Below are 21,576 nucleotides of genomic sequence, written 5' to 3' on the forward strand. Positions count from 1 at the left end.
TAGTTTACTCTTTCTAAAGCATCGATCCAGAACAAATCCAGCGATAACTAGGCACAACAATCCCGACGTTTCTGAGTCTTGAGAAGTTTCTAAGCCTCTACTCGCACTATTTTCGGTAACTGTGAAGCATTCTCGTTTTGTTGCATCTGCTCTATAAAATCAACCACGTTTTCTGCTCCAGCTTCTTGCAGTGCTGTCAACAGTTCGGCACTCTGTTCCCGCAGTTCGGTGACATCAATTCCACTGTAAGCAGGTTCGTATGCCTCCAAGCGGCGCATTCCCTCTCCCAGTAAAATAACTGCACCGCGCCAGTTAAGGTTGCCTAGGTGATAACATCCAACGGCAATTTGCAGCACTCCCTGATAAAACCTTTTTTCCGGCTCGCTGGCTTCCATCCACAGAGCCTCTAAGGTGTCGTGGCAGGCGTAAAATTCATGCTGATTAAACTCTTCGATCCCTTGCCAAAATTCAGATGGGATTTCTTCAGTCATTAGTCGGGAACTATATTAATAATTTCATTACTCTGCCGTTTTCGGTTCCCTACCGTCAAGCACCTTCCCTTGTGGTTATGGTTGTGTTCAGGCATCACCACACTTATCGCTCCAGACGAAGATGCCTATGTTTAGCTGCTTCGCGCGTGGGTGATGGAAAGCCTCCAAAACAAGCGATCGCTTTAAGTTTTTAACGGATAGAAAAAACTGCTGTGAAATGCTTTATTTAAGTTTAAATAAAGTTAAAATAGAAATTCATTTGTTTTTTTTATTCTATTGACTAATATCACCTTTTGAGTAACTTTTTTTAATTGCTTAGCTTGCGATCGCTACTTGTTTTTAAAATTCCAATCTTACTTAATTGGTATAAGGTTTATCAGCCCAGGCAAACCAATAAAACGTGGATTTTAGGGGGTAGTTTTTTCCTGATTTATCCAACCAAGCGGAATTTAAAAAATTCTTTTAGCACGCGGGAGGCTTTATTTTGAGGACTTTCTGGGACGTGTGGCTGTTACCGACATGATAAGTTTGATGCTTCAGCTAATCGCTAATCGATAATTGGTAGTTAGGCTAAAAAACATTTATAACTAGCAACTTTTCAATTAGCGATTAGCTAGAGCAAATCGTTACATACTATCGCGTACAGCTTTAATTTCTTCAAGAGAGATTTCCTGCATCTCACCGCGAAACTCGTTATCTTCTGTCAGAAATAACATACAGTGGCACTCTTTTCGCTCTCGCATCGGTACGCAAGGACAATTCCAGAAAGTTGCATGTACCTCTGCTTCTTTATCTTCGTAGTGACGACAGGGACACAAAGGGGCACCCAGATCATCTTTATGCTTGGCGAGTCCTTCAATCACTACGGCTGTTACGGAAGGATCGACGCAGAAGTAGGTGCCAGTACGCTTGGCGTAAGTTTCGGAGAAATGGCGCATCGCCTCTAGACTTTTTTCGCTGGATTTTGTTTCAGTTTCTGATGGGTTCATAATATGAGATGACGCGAGATCGACAGGTGTTTATGCATTGTATCTTAAGCCTTTTCCTGAAGGGGATTGGCTGGGATCGATGCAATCGGGCAAGCCTACTTCAGAGGGGATTGTAGCTGAAGTTGTAGCGGCTGATCGCTATTGATGACAATTCCAGGGGAATTGCGATTCACAGGCATTGCAGGCTCAGTTAAAGACTCCGGCATCCAGATCATCCAACGGCTACCGGGGGGTAAAGAGCTTAGAGTAACATGATTGGGAGTCAGCCAGATTAAGGGAAGCGTCGGTGGATCTCCAGCACGGGCATCTTCTCCGGCGTAGGTTGCGGCTAGAGTTTCTAAAACCACGCGATGACCTTGCACTAAACCTGTGAAGGCTGTCCAAAGTTTTACGCTTAACTGACGCCCACTGGCATAGAAGTACAGGGATGCTGCCGCAATGACTGCTTGCTCAAAATGCTCTGGATTCCAACTGGTGGCGCTATCGAGGCAGATAATTACTTCTTGTCCACCTGTAAAGACTTCTAGTTCGCGTACCTGGAATTCACCGTAACGGGCGCTGGTTCGCCAGTGGATTAAACGAGTGGGATCTCCGACTCGATAGGGACGAAGCGATCGCGTGACTCCTTCTGTTGCAGCTTGAGAACGGCGATCTAAACTCAGAAACAGGGGACTTTTTTCTTGCCCAATTTCATCCACCATCGGGCAGTTGGTCAGGGGTAAAACGGTGGGATAAACAAATGCTGTAGCAGCAACTTCACGCTGGCGGCGACACCAAAATAATCCCACAGGGGCAGCAGTTCTCAGTTGTACGGTGTTCCAGCGATAAACTCCGCGTTTTTGCGTGGGTAGGTAGTAAACCCAGTGGTGAATGCTATGAGGAGAAATCGTTTCAATTGCCGTTTGTACGGGTTGTCCCAGTACAAAGGGAAGAACGTCCCGGACTAAAAGTAAGGTTTTGGGATGGTTAACCGGATTTTCAATTTCTAATTCAATGGTTAAATCGTCGCCAACGCTGACGGGCTGGATAGGGCGTCGGGTGACTTGAAGATGACGAAGCGATCGCACGGATAGGAAGCTTGCAATTCCGAGTAGCGCAAAGCTGAGGCCACTAATAACATACAGCCACCCCGCCATTGTGTTCGTGGCAGCTCCAAAAAAACAGACGGCGATGATTCCCAATATCCACCCAGCGTAGGCTGGCGTTACCCACCGAGTTTCCAGCCAGTCTGCTATCCGATTACCGATATTCATAAACAGCGCTGCCCAGTCTAGAGTCTAGCTATCCCAGCACCTTAACAAAATTCTGATTACAAATAAATAAGAGATTTTACACCTGTCTGGTAATTTTTTAGAATTAAGGACATTCACGGTTGACTTAAAGAAAATTTTTAAAGGCAAGATCCATTAAACTGTGGTTTTACCGATGCTGCCGGACCCAGTAAGTACCCAGGGGGAAAAAAATGACCAAAGCCAATGATGCTGAAGCGACTCGCGCACAAGCTCCTTCACGCATGCCACCACCACTACCGCCACCACCCGTTCCTCCGCAGATGCAGCCAGGGCGACCCCCAGAAGTGAACAGCGCGACTTCCATCAAACAGATGGTGAAAGATGCGTATGCTCAAAAAGCCTCGGACATCCATATTCGAGTGGGGCAAGTTCCCAGATATCGGATTCGAGGTCAGATGGTAGAGGCTGAGGGTCAGCTCAAGGTAACACCAGAAATTTTTGAGCAAAACCTTGCCGAGATCCTGACGCCTGCTCAGCGAAAGCAGTTTGCAGAAAACAAGGAACTGGATACGGCAATTTTCTACCCAGGTTTCGTGCGCTGTCGGGTGAATTGTTTTGAATCCCTGATGGGCGGAGCAATGGTTCTGCGTTTGATCAGCCTAGAGATTCCTTCACTTGATAGTTTAGGCTTACCGCCAGTCCTCAAGGATATTGTAAGCAAACCGCAAGGATTGATTTTGGTGACAGGTCCCACGGGATCGGGAAAATCAACTACCTTAGCGGCGATGATTCGTCATCTGAATGAGACGACGAATAAGCACATTGTCACGATTGAAGACCCGATTGAATTTGTCCACCCTTCCCAAAAGTGCTTGGTTAGTCAACGGGAAGTGGGTTTGCATACCAATGAGTTTCACGCGGCACTGCGGTCAGTTCTGCGGGAAGATCCAGATGTGATTCTGATTGGGGAAATGCGCGATCGCATTACCGTTAATACCGCCCTGCAAGCTGCCCAAACAGGTCACTTAGTTTTAGGCACTCTGCACACGCGCAACGCCATCAACGCGGTTAACCGCTTGTTGAACTTGTACAACGCCGATGAACAGCCAGCCATGCGAATTCAGATCACCGATTCTTTGGTGGCAGTGATTGCACAACTGCTGCTGCCAACCACGGATAGTCGTCGCACGGCAGTCCATGACATCTTGATCAATACCCCGGCGATGCAAGATTACTTGCTCAAGGGTGACGATGAGGAAGCTTATCGATTGATGCTAGATGACACGTTCGATGGAATGCAGGTGATGAATCAGGCGCTTTACGACCAAATGCTAGAGGGTCGGATTACGCTAGAGGCGGCATTGAGTGCTTCCCCAGATCCCAACGATCTGGATCGCCGTATCCGCACAGGTGGAATTGACGCTTCTAGTTCGACTCGTACCTGGATGTAAGCTGGGTTTTACAGGAAAGTTAGAGCGATCGCACCTCGGATGCCATCTAGAGCGGTTTGCAGTTAAGTGGAATCTATTGCATTTCTAACGTTTGTTAGGGGCAGGGCATTGCCCTGTTCCTACTCCCCTACTGATGTATGGCAGTGTATGGCATCGGAACGATAAAGGCGATAAGGAATGCGCGATCGCTCTTAAAAAAAGCCCGCGATGGCGGGCTTTTTTCGTGTAGCTCCCAGGCTTCAACCTGGGGCTATTGTTGTCGAATCATTTACCGCTTCGCCAACTTCTTCGTCACCTTCCGCAGACGAATTGACTTGGGAGTAACTTCCACCAATTCATCTGAACCGATGTATTCCAAGGCACGCTCTAAGCTCATATCGATTGGCGCTTGCAACTGCACTAATTCATCACCGCCAGAAGCACGGTGGTTCGTCAGCTGCTTGGCCTTGCAGACATTAAGTTCCAAATCTTGAGAGCGGTTGTGTTCCCCGACAATCATGCCTTTGTAAACTTTGGTGCCCGGAGTGATAAAGAATGCACCCCGATCCTCAGCATTCTTCATCGCGTAGAAGGTAGCAACGCCTTCTTCAAATGAAATTAAGACACCGTTGCGGCGAGTTTCCATATCGCTGGTGATGGGGCGATAGTCTAGGAAACTGTGGTTCATAATCCCTTCGCCACGGGTGAGGCGCATGAATTCACCCCGGAAGCCGATTAAACCACGGGCGGGAATTACAAATTCTAGTTGAGTGCGACCCGTGGCACTCATCTGCATATCTTGCATTTCGCCCTTGCGCTGCCCCAAACGTTCGATACAGCCACCACTCGCTTCTTGCGGGACATCCAGCACCAAACATTCGTAAGGTTCGCAGGGTTGACCGCTGACTTCGCGGAAAATCACTTGCGGCTGGGAAACTTGAAATTCATAGCCTTCCCGACGCATGGTTTCAATCAAGATGCCGAGGTGAAGTTCGCCTCGACCGGAAACGAGTAATTTATCGGGAGAGTCGGTATCTTCAATCCGCAGGGCGACGTTCGTTTCAAGTTCGCGGAACAGGCGATCGCGTACTTGCCGTGATGTCACCATCGTCCCTTCCTGTCCGGCAAAGGGCGAATCGTTCACCGAGAAGGTCATTTGCAAGGTAGGCTCATCTACCTTAATCAGCGGCAAAGCTTGCGGTTCGTTCGGACAAGTAATTGTCTCGCCAATATTTGCATCGGCAAAACCAGCCACCGCCACAATATTTCCCGCGGAGGCTTCTTCCAAATCAATTCGCTTTAAGCCTTCAAAACCCATCAACTTGGAGATTTTACCTTTCACAATGGCGCTGGTTTCCGTCACCAAAGCCACTTGTTGCCCCATCCGGATTGTGCCGTTATGGATTTTTCCAATCACAATCCGACCCAGATATTCAGAATAATCCAGGGTTGTCACTTGCAGTTGTAGAGGCTTATTTGGATCGCCTACAGGTGGCGCGACATGGTGCAGAATTGCCTCAAACATGGGCTGCATATCCATGTTGTCGGATTCCAGGTCATTTTTGGCATAACCATTGATACCGGAGGCAAACAGATAAGGGAAATCGCACTGATCGTCATCTGCACCCAATTCCAAAAACAGATCCAAGACTTTATCAATTGAGCCGTGGGGATCGGCTTGAGGACGGTCGATTTTATTAACGACAACGATGGGGCGCAGTCCCTTTTCCAGGGCTTTTTTCAGCACAAATCGCGTTTGGGGCATGGGGCCTTCATTGGCATCTACAATCAAGATGCAGCCATCAACCATGCCTAACACCCGCTCGACTTCACCACCAAAATCGGCGTGTCCGGGGGTATCAATAATATTGATCAGGGTTTCTTTATATCTGACGGCGGTATTTTTCGCCAGAATTGTGATGCCTCGCTCCCGCTCTAGGGCATTGGAATCCATGACGCAATCAGGAACGTCTTCGCCTTCGCGGAAGATGCCAGATTGCCGGAGGAGGGCATCAACGAGGGTTGTTTTGCCGTGATCGACGTGGGCAATGATTGCGACGTTACGAATAGGGAGCGTCATAGAAGCGTGCCAGAGAGGGTGTTGAGATTGAAATAGATGTCTCTTGGCTTATTAACAGAATTTGGGATTTAACATAAATCCTGTAAAGAAGCCTTAACAATTCTAGCCTAATCGCCCGAAACATGGCGCTAGTTTTATGCATCCCCATCCTTCATTTTTGTTTTGCCTTTCCGGTGCCAGAGCGCGTGAGGCACAGGCATCACAGACACTATTTGACGCAATGATTGCGGTAGCCGTGTGAAACGAATCACTGCCAAGAAATGCGATCGCCCTTAGCCTAACTGAAGACGAGAATTGGCGAGGAAAATCTTATCACCAAGCACAACATGAGGGAGACTTCATGCCAGATTTCCTGAGAACCCTTTTGGCTTCAGCAGGGTTTATTCCCCACGGACACTGCTATCTATGGAAGCCAGATTTAGTTTGGCTTCATGTTTCGTCAGATGCTTTGATTGCGCTGGCATATTATTCGATTTCATTCATGCTGGTCTATTTCGTCTACAAAAGACGAGATGTGCCTTTTAACTGGATTTTTCTGCTGTTTGGCAGCTTTATCATCGCCTGCGGCACCACTCATCTAATGGAAATCTGGACGCTGTGGCATCCTACTTACTGGCTAGCCGGATGGATCAAAGCGTTTACTGCAATTGTCTCCCTCGGTACGGCGGTGCTGCTGTCAGAATTGATCCCTAAAGCGCTGGTTCTCCCTAGTCCAGCAGAATTAGAAGCGGTAAACCAGGCACTGAGAAACGAAATACTAGAGCGTCAGCAAGTGGAGGAAGCGCTACGCGAAAGTGAAAGACGGTTCCGCGCCATTTTTAACCAAACATTTCAATTCATTGGATTACTAAAACCGGATGGCACTGTCTTAGAGATTAATCAAACAGCGCTAGAGTTCGTTGGAATTAAGGCGGCGGATATAGTCGGTCGTCCATTTTGGGATGAAGTTTGGAACCTACCCACCGAATTCCTGAATCAGTGGAAAGCAGCGATTACCGAAGCAGCAAACGGTAACTTTGTTCGTTTTGAAGGGAATCTGCCCACTCCTCAAGGCACAATGTTTGTTGATGCCTCGCTCAAACCTGTGAAAGACGAGACAGGACAAGTGGTGCTATTAATTCCAGAAGGTCGGGAAATTACCGAGCGCAAACGGGCAGAAGAAGCATTACAGCGAGCTTACGAGCAACTAGAAATTCGGGTTCGGGAACGAACGGCAGAATTAATAACCATAAACGCATCGTTAGAAGCTGAAATTGCTGAGCGTAAACAGGCGCAAGCAGCACTACACCAACGAGAACAAGAACTCAAAGCACTAATCGAAAATACTCCAGATATCATTGCCCGGTTCGATCGAGATTTACGTCATATCTATGTCAACTCAGCAATAGAACTGGCAACAGGAGTACCGTCTGAGGTATTTATCGGCAAAACGAATCGCGAATTAGGAATGTCTGAGGATCTCGTCTCCCAATGGGAAAGCATTTTCCGCCAAGTTTTTGAAACGGGTCAAGAGAATGTTGTTGAATTTCAGTTTCCGACACCGAATGGTCTGAAATATTATCAATCTCGCCTGGTTGCAGAATTTACCGAAGACGGTTTAATCAATTCTGTACTGGGTATCTCCCGGGACATTACTGGACTGAAGCAGGTGGAAGAAGCGTTGCGGAACAGCGAGCAACGATTCCGTGCCACTTTCAATCAAGCTGCTGTCGGGATTGCAGAGGTAGAAAGGAATGGACAATGGCGACTAGTGAACCAAAAGCTTTGCGATATTACTGGTTACACTCGTGAGGAACTTTTAGAACGAACTTTCCAAGATATTACTCACCCCGATGACCTCAATACTGACCTCGAAAATGTTGGTCGAATGTTAGCTGGTGAGATTTCAACATACTCAATGGAAAAGCGCTACATCCGCAAAGACACCTCCCCAGTCTGGATTAATCTGACTGGATCGGTTGTGCGTAATTGTGCAGGCGAACTCAGGTACTTTATTGCCATTGTTGAAGACATTAGCGATCGCAAACGATTCCAGCAGGAAATTACACAACTCAATCAAGACTTGGAACGCCGGGTGGTCGAACGGACTGCACAACTCGAAGCCGCCAATCGGGAACTGGAAGCTTTTTCTTATTCGGTGTCCCATGATTTACGTGCGCCACTGCGGAGTGTTGATGGGTTTAGTCAGGCGCTTTTGGAGCGCTACGCTGACACGCTGGATGAGAAAGGCAAACACTACCTGCATCGGATTCGTGCAGGCAGCCAGCGCATGGGAGAACTCATTGATGACCTGCTGGAGCTTTCGCGGGTGACACGCACCGAGATGCGTACCACGGAAGTTGATTTAAGCGCGATCGCTTCTGAGATTGTCATTGAACTAAGACAGTCGCAACCGGAACGACCCGTTGAAGTTGCGATCGCTCCAGGCATTGTTGCACAAGGGGATGCGCGGCTGCTACGAATAATTCTGGAAAATCTACTTCATAACGCCTGGAAATTTACGTCAAATCGCTCATATGCTTGTATTGAATTTGGCATCACACTAAAGATAGATTCTCAACCTGCTTATTTTGTACGTGACAATGGCGCTGGCTTTGACATGGCTTATGCCAACAAATTGTTTGGAGCCTTTCAGCGCCTACACTCAATGACTGAGTTCCCCGGAACTGGCATTGGACTGGCAACTGTCCAGCGAATCGTTCACCGCCACGGTGGTCGAGTATGGGCCGAAAGCGCAGTAGAACAAGGTGCAACTTTTTATTTCACGCTCTAAGGCGGGCAGAATTTAAACTTAGCTTCTAAACGGAAAATAAATTGAATAACCGACACATCCTATTGGTGGAAGATAATCCTGACGATGAAGAGCTTACCTTACTTGCTTTGGATCAAAGCGGTATTCCATACAATGTTGTAGTAGCCCGCGATGGAGTAGAGGCACTCGATTATCTGTTTGGTACAGGTAGGTACACTGACAGGGACATTAACAGACTACCCGCAGTCGTTCTACTAGATATAAAAATGCCCAGAATTGATGGTTTAGAAGTGTTGCAACGACTGCGTGCCAACGATCTGACAAAACTCTTGCCAGTCGTCATTCTCACGACATCAACAGAGGAGCAAGACCGACTCAACGGCTATAGCTTCGGTTGTAACAGTTACATTCGCAAACCTGTAGATTATGTACAATTTATGACAGCAGTAAAGCAGTTGGGAATGTATTGGCTGCTTTTCAATGAAGCCCCGCCGTTACTAGGAATATGATGAATCAACCGCTGCGAGTTCTCATCGTTGAAGATTTAGAAGATGATGCTGAATTACTGCTCAACGAACTAGAGCGCGGTGGTTACGAGCCGATTTACGAGCGGGTAGATACAGCTGCTGCCATGAATACAGCATTAGATAAACAACATTGGGATATTGTCATATCAGACTACTCAATGCCCACTTTTAGCGCTCCTGCTGCTTTAACTTTGTTGAAAGACAAAGGGCTAGATTCACCATTCATTATTGTTTCCGGCAACATTGGAGAGGATGTCGCAGTCGCTGCGATGAAAGCTGGAGCCTCTGACTACTTGATGAAAGGCAACCTGGCGCGATTAATTCCCGCAGTTGAACGCGAGTTGCGCGAAGCCGTTGAGCGGCGCAAACGGCGCGAAGCAGAACAAGCTTTACGGGAAAATGATGAACGCTTCCGCTTACTGATCGAAAATGCCTTAGACATCATCGCTGTTCTAGATACTGATGGCACTATTTATTACACAAGTCCATCCGTTGAGAAAGTTTTAGGTTACAAACCGGAAGAGCTAGTTAGCAAAAAACTCTATAATTTTATTCATCCTGAAGACGTAACTGAGGTGATTGATACTCTCAATCAAGCAGTTAAAAAAACCGATATTACTCTATTTACAGAATTTAAATTTCTACATCAAAATAGCTCTTGGCAAATATTAGAAGCAATTTGCAAAAATTTTATTCCCCAGTCAGGAATTCCTAGAGTTGTTGTCAACTGCCGGGACATTACCGAACGGAAGCGGACAGAAGAAGTTCGGATTGCTTTGGAAAAAGAAAAAGAACTGAATGAAGGGAAATTTTACTTTGTTTCAATGATGGCCCATGAGTTTCGCAATCCCCTCAACACGATCCTCATGTCTGCCGAACTCCTTGAACATTACAACTATAAAGCTACTGAAGAGCAAAAAGCTTTATATTTCAATCGCATTCGCTCGGCTGCCAAACATATGACACAGTTGTTAGAAGATGTTTTGACAATTAGCCGAGCAGAAATTGGAGAATTAGAGATTAATGTAGAGCCTTTTGATTTAAAACAATTTTGCCACGATTTGATGGAGGAAATTCAGTTTACAACTGGGAAAGAACACACGCTCATCTTTGCCAGTAAATGTAAATGTGCCCAGGTATATATGGATCAAAAACTTCTATGGCATATTCTGACAAATTTGGTCTCGAATGCAATTAAGTATTCACCGCGAGGCGGCACTGTCCAGCTTGAACTTTCTTGTCATGATGGACAGGCAACGATTCAAATTAAAGATGAAGGAATTGGCATTCCTCCAACCGACCAAGAACGGCTATTTGAAGTGTTTCATCGAGCCAAAAATGTTGGCAAGATTCCCGGTACTGGGCTGGGATTATCAATTGTTAAAAAATTCGTGGACTTGCACCGCGGTCAGATTTCCGTCAAGAGTGAAGTTGGGGTAGGCACTACTTTTACTGTGCTGTTGCCATTGAACAGTCAGATGTCTACCGAGGAGTTAGACGATGCGACTGCGTATTTTGCAAATTAAACTGTCATTTATAGCAGTTCTCAACTACCGAGCTTCACGGTAGAGTATCACAGCCATGAAGATTGCTTTTTGCTTAGGCTAAAGCGCGATCGCTTGTATTTGTACCTTGACTATAGTACACTTGTACTAAGTTAAATTGAATACTTCTTCAGACCGCGCCAAAATCGATGCAAGCGCAAGGGAGTCAGAAATAATGGCTTGGAATCCTGGGCAGAAGTTACAAAACGGCAAGTACACCATTGAAAAAGTGCTTGGACAAGGTGGTTTTGGGATCGCCTATTTGGTTAAAAACAAAAAAGGCAATTTGCTTGTCATCAAAACCCTCAACCACTTTCTGCAACGCCAACACGACTTCGGCAAATTTCAGCAGGATTTTCTGAATGAAGCGGTGCGGTTAGCCAAATTTAATCATCCTCATATCGTCAAAATTGATGAAGTCATTCAAGAGGATGGGCTGTGGTGCATTGTGATGGAATATATTGCGGGAGAAAGTCTAGCCCATCGAGTTTGGCAGAAAGGGGCAATGTGCGAGGCGGAAGCATTGCGCTACATTCAGCAGATAGGTGATGCCCTGACACTGGTTCACAACAATGGTTTGCTGCATCGGGATGTCAAGCCACTCAACATCATGCTGCGTTGTAAAAATGCCGATGTTGTCACTTCTGAGATGGAGGGCGTCTTGGAAGCGGTTCTCGTTGACTTTGGCATTGCCCGCGAGTTTACCCCAGATATCACCCAAACCCAGACAGAATTTTGCTCTAGCGGCTTTGCCCCGATTGAGCAGTATGACTGGCGCTCCAAACGGGGTGCTTATACTGATGTTTATTCTTTAGCTGCAACGCTTTATACCTTATTAACGGCTCAAGTACCTACACCTTCACCAATGAGAGCGTATGGGATGGAACTCACACCACCCAAACGCATTAATTCTCTCCTCGGCGATCGCGTAAATTACGCTATCGTCAAAGGTATGGCCTTAAAACCAGAAGATCGCCCTCAGTCAGTGCAGGAATGGCTAGCATTGTTGGGAATCTTACCTCCCCCAAATGCTAGCCCCAGTCCTCTTGTCCAATTGCAGGAGCGATTGCGTGAAGCACAAGAAAATAAATTAAATGGTAGTAATGAGTGGCGGGAGCGATTCCGAAAAGCGCAAGAAGACAGATTAAAAGATAATCATAATTGGCGCGATCGCTTGCGAAAAGCTTGTCAAAAGTGACAGAGAAAAGATGGCTCCGATAGCTGAATCTTGAAGTTGTCAGTTCGGGATGCGGTCGCATCCTGAAACTAATTGCACTCAAATAAAACCTAGTTTCCCTCGTTTTTGGGCGCTGACGCCCGGAAAAACGAGAATCTGGATGCGCTGCATCCTTAAGACCGTGGGGAACTTAGAGCGATCGCTTTGGCGTCAGATCCAGGTAAGACTGAGAAGCGAAGACTGCTAGTTTTTGTCCTTTTACCATGTTCTGGGATGAAAGGGCAGCTTTTTATGAGTAAATACCTAATGCAAAAAAAATTCTAAGGACATGGTGAAACCGCCTCACCGAATGATGTTGATGGGTGCCTATATTTTTGCTGGTTTACTGTTTACTAAACCAGCACAGGGATTAGTTTTTCCTCAGCACTTGCCAAAACCGCTGGTAGTATCAGTAAGCATTTTTCTGAGCGCTCAGCCTTATACACCTTCACGGGTTTTAGAAAAAATACCACCGGAATTGAGTCCAGAGCCAACCCTGGACGATTTTAATGCCAATATTTGTCAGGATATTCCGATGGGCGTTGGCGTTCCAGGATTTCAACCAGGAGTACATAATAGCGTTGTCCAACGAATACTCGGCAGTCCCGGCGTAACCACTAGAGGTTACTGGCCGAATACTCGTGCCATATCCTATCAATTAATACCAGATCAGGTGAGTCTGGGTTTTTTATTTGATAAAAATTCTGGACTCATACGCCAAACTGAAGCATCTTTTGCCCAATGGGTGAATAGCGAGATCGTCCTAGTGACGTTGAATAGTATGTTGGGTTGCAAGCTCAACGACGCCATCAAGCAGGGTTTACAACAGGTGCAGCAGCGTCAGTCTCCCAAATTCTTTTTTTCCCTAGAGTCCCTGCGGGGAGTGATTGAGCGGGATAAGGGCGATCGCGTTTATATTGGCATTTGGGAGGCAGGCTTACACTAAAGATCGGTAAGTAGTTGGGAATTAGTAATGGGTCATTTGTCATTCGTCAGTAGCCACATACCAACGACTAAAAACGATCGATTGTTACCCATTACCCAAAATTAAAATGATTCTCTCACAACGCTTTACAGATGCCCTGACCTTTGCCACCGCCTTGCACGCGAACCAAATTCGCAAAGGATCAGGTGTTCCCTATATTTCCCATTTACTCGGCGTCACCAGTATTGCCTTAGAGCATGGGGCGAATGAAGATGAAGCGATCGCTGCTCTACTTCATGATGCCATCGAAGACCAAGGCGGTGCCGCGACACGAGAAGAAATTCGCCGTCGGTTTGGAGATACCGTTACGGAAATTGTCAACGGTTGTACCGATGCTGACACAACACCCAAACCCCCTTGGCAGGAACGCAAAGAAGCTTATATTGCCCATATCCCGACTGCTTCAACCTCGGTGCGTCTTGTCTCAGCAGCCGATAAACTCCACAATGCCCGCTCGATTTTGACTGATTATCACATTGTAGGCGAGGCAATTTGGGAACGCTTCCAAGCAGGCAAACAAGGAACCCTTTGGTATTATCGCTCTTTGGTTGGCGCATTTCGCAAAGCCGGTTCATCACCACTCATTGATGAATTAGAACGGGTCGTTTCAGAACTAGAACATCAGGTAGACAAAGCGACTTAAGCTGCTTGACTGACAAATCTCTTGAAACCCTTGCCAATTCGTGGGGTAGTCCCGTGCGAGAGCGGTATCATTACTTTTACAAGAGGCTAAAATGCTTTTGCCGTGGTTGTTTGGGTTGCCATCTGATTCTTAAGTAGAGACCCCCTAATTCCTGTACCAACCTCTTCACTACAGGAAAATACAGCGAAGGCAGTTCCGAAAACTAGCCTATTTTCCCTTTATTTGACAAATAAAAAGTACAAAAATTATCTATTTTTATCGATAAAAAGTAAGAATATTAAGATAGAACTTTTGGTTTTAGGAACCGAAAATTCTGTAGACAACTTGCTAAATGTGATTCTACGTCAAATGATGTCATCGCATGAATGTAGATGAAGTTCTGGAAGCCGTAGAAAAAGTTCTGCTTTTTCGGCAACTCAGTCCTGTTGAGCGATTAATCCTGCATCGCTCTTGGTTAGGAGACGATTATCGTGAAATGGCGCGGGATTCTGCTTACAGTCTCCCCTACCTCAAAGAAGTTGGCTCCCACTTGTGGCAGGCTCTCTCCGCAGCACTCAACCAGAGAGTGACGAAAAAAAATTTGCATTTACTCGTTAACCTGCACCAGCAAAACCGGACAGATAAACAGCAAAATAAAGCGCAAGAGGTGCAAACATACACAGAAGTAGAAAATAATTTTTCAGCTTCAGAAACAGAAACCGAGCAAAAATGTCCTGGGGGTTCTGTACCGCTAGATTCTCCTCTCTACATCAATCGTCCCCCGATTGAAGAACTTGCCTACACTGAGATTACCCAACCTGGATGCCTGCTCCGCATCAAAGCACCCAAGCAAATGGGGAAAAGTTCCCTACTTATTCGGATTCTGGCTCGCGCTACAGATGTTGGTTACAAAACTGTCTCTTTAGATTTTCAGGAAGCCGACGAAGCAGTTTTTGCCTCGCTCGATAAATTTCTACGCTGGTTCTGTGCCAATGTCAGCAGACAGTTGAATCTCAATCCCCTAATGGATGAGTTTTGGGATGAGGATATGGGCAGTAAAGTTAGCTGCAAAATCTATTTTGAGGGTTATCTGTTCAAGCAAGTTAACAGCCCCCTGGTGTTAGCTTTGAATGAAGTGAATCGGGTTTTTGAACATCCCAAAATCGGCTTAGATTTTCTCCCAATGCTGCGATTTTGGCACGAACAAGTCCGGGCAGTGGAAGTTTGGCAAAAACTCAGGCTTTTGGTTGTTCATAGTACAGAGATTTATATTCCGCTAAAGCTGAATCAATCCCCATTCAATGTTGGAATATCCATTGGTTTGCCACATTTTTCAAGCGAACAAGTGCGGGATTTGGCACAGCGTTATGGAGTTGATTGGAGCGATAAAATAGAGACACAAAATGGCACTTCCTGCGGCAATGATTACACATCTCTACTAATGGCAATGGTGGGCGGACATCCCTATTTGGTAAGCGTAGCGCTTTATCACCTGCGTCGAGGAGCGATGACATTAGAGGAGTTATTGCAAGTTGCTCCTACACCCGCTGGGATTTATAGCGACCATCTACGGAGTCATTTGGTAATGCTCCAAGATGAACCACAATTAGCATCTGCTTTACAACAGGTTGTTACTACTGATGAGAGCGTACAATTAGAAGCGATCGCTGCCTATAAGTTAGAAAGTATGGGATTGATTCAAATGGATGGAAATCGAGCAAGTCCCAGCTGCCAGCTATATCGTCTCTATTTTCGCTCGCAGCTAGGAGAGAAAAAAGAATGCCAATGCCACTCCAAGAATACTGAGCGATGAAATACCAAGTCGGTGGCAGTCTAACCAGCGAAGCTCCCAGCTATGTACAACGAATTGCAGACTCCCAACTCTATGAAGCATTAAAACAGGGTGAGTTTTGCTACGTTCTCAACTCCCGACAAATGGGCAAATCCTCTCTGCTGGTGAGAACTCGCTATCGCTTGCAACAAGAAGGGTTTAAATGCACTGCTGTGGATATGACTAATATCGGCAGTGAAAATATTACGCCGACTCAGTGGTACAAGGGAATTGTTGCCGATCTGTGGTCGGGTTTTAACTTGTTAGAAAAACTTAATTTGAAAGCTTGGTGGCGAGAGCAAGAAGATATCTCCCTACTCCAAAGGTTGAGCCGATTTCTTGCCGATTTGTTATTGGTTCAATTTCCGAATGAAAGACTATTTATCTTTATAGATGAAGTTGATAGCATTTTAAGTTTGGATTTTCCGGTCGATGACTTCTTTGCCTGGATTCGGTTCTGCTACAACCAACGAGCCATCAATCCAGAATACAGACGGATTACTTTTGCAATTTTTGGTGTAGCAACCCCAAGCGATCTCATTGTTGATAGAAACCGAACCCCCTTTAATATTGGGAAAGCGATAGAACTAACTGGCATTCGACTGCACGAAGCTCAGCCATTAGTGAAAGGATTAGAGGTAAAAGAAGGAAACTCACAAACCGTTTTAAAAGAAATACTAGCCTGGAGTGGAGGGCAACCCTTTCTCACCCAAAAGCTGTGTAACTTAGTAGGGAATCTTGTTGACACGCGATTGAGCGAGTCTGAGACGATGAACAGCGTTCTGACCATTCCACCAGGAAATGAGGCGTTTTGGGTAGAAAACTTGGTGAAGACACGCATCATTCATAAATGGGAAAGCCAAGATGAACCAGAGCATTTAAAGACAATACGCGATCGCATCCTTCGCAACGAGGAACGCACTGGCAGATTTTTGGGAATTTACCAGCAAATCCTACAAGGTGTGGAAGTACCAACCGATGACAGCCGAGAGCAAATAGAACTGTTGTTATCAGGCTTAGTGGTAAAAGCTCAGGGTTATTTAAAGATAAAAAATCGAATCTATGAAGAAGTATTTAATCTCGAATGGGTAGACAAGCAATTAAAGGAACTGCGCCCTTACTCTCAACTTTTTGATGCTTGGATTGTTTCAAAGCAAAAGGATGCATCGCGGCTGTTGCGCGGACAAGCGCTGAAAGACGCTCAAATATGGGCACAAGGTAAAAGCTTGAGCGATTTGGACTATCAATTTTTAGCCGCTTCTGGCGAATTGGATAGGTTGGAAATGCAGCAAACTCTAGAAGCAGAACGGCTGAAAGAAGTAGAAGCGCGACTGGCGGAGGAACAAAAAAGATTAGCACTAGAGAAAAAAAGTTCTAGGCGACAAAGGTTTTTGCTTTTTGTCGTAAGTATTGTATTAATTTTAGCTTGTGCATTGGGGCTAGCGGTTTATGTTCAGTATCGGCAAACGGCTGTAAGCGAGATCAAAGCGATCGCTAAATCTTCCGAAGCACTATTCGCCTCAAATCAAAAGTTAGATGCACTCGTACAAGCAATCGCAGCACAGCGACGATTAGACAAGTTGAATGTTGCAGATGCAGATATTCAGCACTCAGTGAAGGAGGCTCTCCATCAGGCTGTTTATGGAGCGGTTGACTATAACCAGTTATCCGGGCATGACAATGTGGTTAATGATGTAACGTTCAGCCCTGATAGCGAACTCATTGCCTCAGCTTCTGCCGACAAAACCATCGATCTGTGGAAAAAAGACGGTACAAAAGTAGGAACGCTTCAAGGACACAACAATACGGTTTGGAGTGTCGTATTTAGCCCCAGAGGGGATCTAATTGCTACTGGTTCTGGGGATAACACCGTTAAACTTTGGCGCAAAAACAGGACAAATTCACCAGACGGAAAGTCAAGCTATACCTTGTGGCAGACCTTAAAAGGACATACCAAAGACGTTGCAGAAGTCGCGATCGCTCCTAACGGTCAGACCATTGCATCTGCTTCTAAAGATAAAACAATTAAACTCTGGAGTACAGACGGCAAACTGCTGAGAACTCTCACTGGACATACAGATGAAGTTGCCAGCGTTGCCTTTAGCCCTGACAGTCAGATCGTTGCATCTGCTTCTCACGATAAAACCATCAAACTCTGGAGTACAGACGGTCAACTGCTGAGAACCCTCACCGGACATACCGATAGAGTTAAGCACGTTGCCTATGCGCCAAGCGCAGGCTACGCCAACAGCCCCCAAGGAAATCTTATTGCCTCGGCGAGTTGGGATAAAACAGTCAAACTTTGGCATCTTGACGGCACGTTAGTCCAAACTCTAACTGGGCACAGCGATGCAGTAGGCAAAATCGCTTTTAACCCTCAAGGTCGTTTAATCGCCTCGGCAAGTCTTGATAGAACAGTCAAACTTTGGAACCTTGACGGGACTCTCGTAAAAACCCTGCCAGCCGCCAAGGATGTCGTTTCTGGAGTGGCGTGGAGTCCTGACGGACAAATCCTCGCCTCAGCCAGTTGGGATGGCCCAATCGCGCTCTGGAAGCTTGATGACAGTTTTATCCAGACTCTTAACGGACATCAAGCATCAATTTACACCATAAAATTTAGTCCGGATGGTCAGACAATTGCTACCGCCAGTCGCGATCATACCGTTAAACTTTGGCGGCTTGATGGTAGCTTAATTCGCACGTTCCCCAAACAAGCGGATAAAGTTTTCGGAGTAGATTTCAGCCCAAAGGGAGACACTATTGCTACAGGCGGTTATGACAGCACTGTTCGGTTGTGGCGACTGGATGGAACCTTACTCCACACTTTTACTGGACATCAAGGCAGAGTCTTCGCCGTTGATTTCCATCCAGATGGACAGTCACTCGCCTCGGCGGGTGAGGACAGAACCGTCAAAGTCTGGAGGATTGACGGCACTGAATTGGCAACTCTTCAAGGACATACCGATCACATTAACGGAGTGGCATTTAGCCCTGACGGAGAACTCATTGCTTCAGCTAGCGTGGACGGTACCGTCAGACTTTGGCAGTGGGATAATGCCACATCTGGAACACCCAGCTACAGGCTTCTACACACGTTAAAAAGCCATCGCCGTCAGGTGGCTGGAGTGGCATTTAGCCCTGATGGCAAGACCCTAGCTTCAGCAGGTATGGATAGCATGGTGAGACTTTGGCGGCGCGACGGTACAGAAATCAGAGCCTTGAAGGGACACAAAAATGGGGTGTTCGGGGTAGCATTTAGCCCTGATGGCAAGACGATCGCCTCAGCAAGTTTCGATGGCACAGTCAAACTTTGGAACTACGACGGTAAGGAGCTTGAAACCTTAAAGGGACATAGCGATGGGGTGTTCGGAGTTACCTTTAGCCCTGATGGGAAGTTAATCGCCTCAGCAAGTCAGGATAGAACCGCAATTTTGTGGAATTTAGAGCGAATTTTCCAGCTCGATTTCCTCCAGTATGGATGCGATTGGGTGCGGGATTATTTGCAGACGAATGCAGATGTGGAGGAAAGCGATCGCCATCTTTGCGATGGAATTTAATCCTGATTTACATTAGGTATTCACCATAAACTAATCCGTTCTACCTGCAAAATTTGAAGAGAATTCGCTCAGATTGGGCTGAGGTTGTAGCACGACGATGCGGCGATTAATGTCTCGGCTGCCATGCTATCGACTGGCTTAGAAAATAAATATCCTTGTCCGGATTCGCATCCCATCGTCTGGAGTTGTTTCATCTGTTGAATCGTTTCGATGCCTTCGGCGGTGACATCCATTCCCAAATTATTAGCCAGCGTCACAATCGCTCGGACAATGGGTAAACTTTCGCCACCGATGCCCATGCGGCTAACAAAAGAACGGTCAATCTTCAAGGTATTGATCGGAAAATGATACAACCGGCTTAAAGAAGAATAGCCAGTGCCGAAGTCATCAATCGATAGCTCAACACCCAAAACTCTCAAATATTCCAGCATCGCGATCGCATCTTCATTGTCTGCGATCGCGCTTTCGGTAATCTCTAGCTTTAAACTGTAGGGATCGCACTCGGTTTTGTGCAAAATCTGGTCGATCTTTTCAATTAAATCGGGTTGCAAAAACTGTCTGCCCGACAAATTGACGCTCATTGTCAGTCCCCGGTGGTTTGGAAATGCCGAATGCCAGCGTTGCAACTGACTGCAAGCCTCGCGCAGCACCCACTCACCCATCGGCAGAATCAGTCCCGTTTCTTCCGCCACGGGGATAAACTCCGCTGGGGAAACTAAGCCGCGTGTGGGATGCTGCCAGCGCACCAGTGCCTCGAAGCCAGAAATTTGACCTGTTGCCAGCGATACTATCGGCTGATAGTGCAGCCGTAACTCCTGGCGTTCCAGAACGTGTCGCAGATCCGTTTCCATCTGCAATCGGGCAACTGCTTGGTGGTGCATGGTCTTGTTAAACACCGCATACCGCGCCCTCCCTAGTGCCTTTGCTCGATACATAGCAATGTCGGCATCGCGCAGGATGTCTTCTGCCTGGTCATAGCCCAGCATACTCAAAGCAATGCCAATACTGACGGTGCTGAATACTTCTTGCCCCTCAATCTGCAATGGTTTTCGCAGTTGCCTTTGCAATCGATTGGCAATGCGGGTGACTTGGCTCAGGTCTGGTAAATCTGCTAGGACGATGGCAAACTCGTCTCCACTCAACCGTGCCACCGTATCTTCTGGGCGCACCGATGCCTGTAGAATTTTAGCGATCGCTACCAGCAATTGATCTCCCGCTAGGTGTCCCAGGCTATCGTTAATCACCTTAAATCGATCGACATCCAAAAACAGCACAGCAAATAAATAGTCCTGGCATTGATTCGCCCGTTCCAGGGTTTGTCGCAACCGATCCATAAAAAGTGCTCGGTTGGGCAAGCCTGTCAAAGCATCGTGATAGGCTGCATGGAATAATTGCGACTCTACTTGCTTGCGCTGAGTGATATCGCGTTGAATTGCTAGGTAATGAGTCGTCTCATCTTGTTCATTTTTGATTGGTTCGATGTGCCACTCGTTGTAAAACTCCGTGCCATCTTTGCGATAGTTAATCGCTTCGCCATAAAATACTTTCCCTTCGGACAGAGTTTGTCGCAGTCGGTCGAGGAGAGTCCGATCGGTTTTGGGTCCTTGCAAGATCCTCGGTGATTCACCGATGACTTCCTCTGGGGTGTAGCCGGTCATTCTCGTAAACGCGCGATTGACAAAGATGATTTCTGGGCCGGGAAAAGTTAAGTGAGTCGAAGTAATCGCGATCGCATCTTCCGCAAATTCAACCGCCGCCGCCAGTTGCCGTAACCTTTCCTCTGTGCGCTGGCGTTCCGTAATGTCAATCGCCACACCCACTAGACCAACCACTTGACCTGTTTGATTTTGCAGCGGGGTGGTACGGTTTTCGTACACCACATTGCCTATCTGGACAATCCAGGTTACTTCTTTTCCAGCTAAAACGTTGCGAATATTCGCTAAGATTTCAGGCCGGTCTTTGTAAAGGTCAAAGATCGACTGCCCGATTACCTCACCGGCTTTCAGTCCGAGAGCCTCCAGTCCCTTGCCTTCAGAAAGCGTAAAAATGCCATTGCTATCTAGGGCATACAAAATAATTGGTGCATTTCCAACACTGGCGCGTAGCAGCTGTTCATTACCTAATCCCAAGGAACTGAGGCAATGCTGTGGCAATATACCCAGACTGGAACCGTCACCGTTCCTAGCAGTGTCGATCCTTTCGCATCGCATCGTCCTTATCCTGTGGGACTGGGATATTGGTTTCAGCTCCATCGGCTCCATATTTTTCCGGCTAGGATTTCCTGATAATTCTTTATTATTTCTTAAGATTTCCCTCTTGG

The 21,576-nt window shown here is 46.5% G+C and carries 14 protein-coding genes; 9 read left to right on the plus strand and 5 right to left on the minus strand.

Translation table 11 applies throughout. The features are described 5' to 3' along the window. Nucleotides 1–89: 89 nt before the first annotated feature. The 3 genes from NC994_RS05760 to NC994_RS05770 all read right to left on the minus strand — a co-directional run bounded on the left by NC994_RS05760 (nucleotide 90) and on the right by NC994_RS05770 (nucleotide 2,733). Entirely contained in the window at nucleotides 90–491 is a 402-nt protein-coding gene (locus NC994_RS05760) for a DUF309 domain-containing protein (protein WP_190438586.1), read from the minus strand. A gap of 626 nt (nucleotides 492–1,117) precedes the next feature. Then, a complete protein-coding gene (locus NC994_RS05765; RefSeq protein ID WP_190413052.1) occupies nucleotides 1,118–1,480 on the minus strand; it encodes a ferredoxin thioredoxin reductase catalytic beta subunit in 363 nt (120 codons plus the stop codon). Between the two features lie 95 nt (nucleotides 1,481–1,575). Beyond that, nucleotides 1,576–2,733, minus strand: coding sequence for a DUF58 domain-containing protein (locus NC994_RS05770; protein WP_190438587.1), 1,158 nt, complete (start codon nucleotides 2,731–2,733; stop codon nucleotides 1,576–1,578). Nucleotides 2,734–2,942: 209 nt separating this feature from the next. On the opposite strand from NC994_RS05770, the gene NC994_RS05775 reads away from it, so the two are divergent. Next, on the plus strand, nucleotides 2,943–4,163 hold the full coding sequence (locus NC994_RS05775) for a type IV pilus twitching motility protein PilT (protein ID WP_190438589.1): 1,221 nt from the start codon (nucleotides 2,943–2,945) through the stop codon (nucleotides 4,161–4,163). A 268-nt stretch (nucleotides 4,164–4,431) separates the two neighbouring features. Here the strand turns inward: NC994_RS05775 and typA are convergent, their stop codons facing one another. After that, nucleotides 4,432–6,222, minus strand: a complete 1,791-nt coding sequence (gene typA / locus NC994_RS05780) for a translational GTPase TypA (RefSeq protein WP_190413055.1) — start codon at nucleotides 6,220–6,222, stop codon at nucleotides 4,432–4,434. A 340-nt stretch (nucleotides 6,223–6,562) separates the two neighbouring features. On the opposite strand from typA, the gene NC994_RS05785 reads away from it, so the two are divergent. The 8 genes from NC994_RS05785 to NC994_RS05820 all read left to right on the plus strand — a co-directional run bounded on the left by NC994_RS05785 (nucleotide 6,563) and on the right by NC994_RS05820 (nucleotide 19,256). Then, nucleotides 6,563–8,995 carry a PAS domain S-box protein gene (locus NC994_RS05785; protein ID WP_190438590.1) on the plus strand — a complete coding sequence of 811 codons (2,433 nt, stop codon included), beginning with the start codon at nucleotides 6,563–6,565 and terminating at the stop codon, nucleotides 8,993–8,995. A gap of 41 nt (nucleotides 8,996–9,036) precedes the next feature. Continuing rightward, entirely contained in the window at nucleotides 9,037–9,483 is a 447-nt protein-coding gene (locus NC994_RS05790) for a response regulator (protein WP_190413057.1), read from the plus strand. Then, entirely contained in the window at nucleotides 9,480–11,027 is a 1,548-nt protein-coding gene (locus NC994_RS05795) for an ATP-binding protein (RefSeq protein WP_190438592.1), read from the plus strand. Before NC994_RS05790 ends, NC994_RS05795 begins: the two co-directional genes overlap by 4 nt. A 193-nt stretch (nucleotides 11,028–11,220) precedes the next feature. Continuing rightward, the gene (locus NC994_RS05800; protein ID WP_190438594.1) at nucleotides 11,221–12,243 is read left to right on the plus strand and encodes a serine/threonine-protein kinase; all 1,023 of its coding nucleotides are present in this window, start codon (nucleotides 11,221–11,223) and stop codon (nucleotides 12,241–12,243) included. A 307-nt stretch (nucleotides 12,244–12,550) separates the two neighbouring features. Then, nucleotides 12,551–13,207, plus strand: coding sequence for a hypothetical protein (locus NC994_RS05805; RefSeq protein WP_242032572.1), 657 nt, complete (start codon nucleotides 12,551–12,553; stop codon nucleotides 13,205–13,207). 109 nt (nucleotides 13,208–13,316) lie between these two features. Next, on the plus strand, nucleotides 13,317–13,889 hold the full coding sequence (locus NC994_RS05810) for an HD domain-containing protein (protein WP_190438723.1): 573 nt from the start codon (nucleotides 13,317–13,319) through the stop codon (nucleotides 13,887–13,889). Between the two features lie 361 nt (nucleotides 13,890–14,250). Then, entirely contained in the window at nucleotides 14,251–15,681 is a 1,431-nt protein-coding gene (locus NC994_RS05815; RefSeq protein ID WP_190438596.1) for an AAA-like domain-containing protein, read from the plus strand. Beyond that, a complete protein-coding gene (locus NC994_RS05820; protein WP_190438598.1) occupies nucleotides 15,678–19,256 on the plus strand; it encodes an AAA-like domain-containing protein in 3,579 nt (1,192 codons plus the stop codon). The genes NC994_RS05815 and NC994_RS05820 overlap by 4 nt, the downstream gene beginning before the upstream one ends. 68 nt (nucleotides 19,257–19,324) lie before the next feature. Here the strand turns inward: NC994_RS05820 and NC994_RS05825 are convergent, their stop codons facing one another. After that, nucleotides 19,325–21,466 carry an EAL domain-containing protein gene (locus NC994_RS05825; RefSeq protein WP_190438600.1) on the minus strand — a complete coding sequence of 714 codons (2,142 nt, stop codon included), beginning with the start codon at nucleotides 21,464–21,466 and terminating at the stop codon, nucleotides 19,325–19,327. Nucleotides 21,467–21,576 lie beyond the last annotated feature (110 nt).

The organism is Trichocoleus sp. AS-A1, from assembly GCF_039962015.1.
In the GTDB taxonomy this organism is placed as follows: domain Bacteria; phylum Cyanobacteriota; class Cyanobacteriia; order Cyanobacteriales; family FACHB-T130; genus FACHB-T130.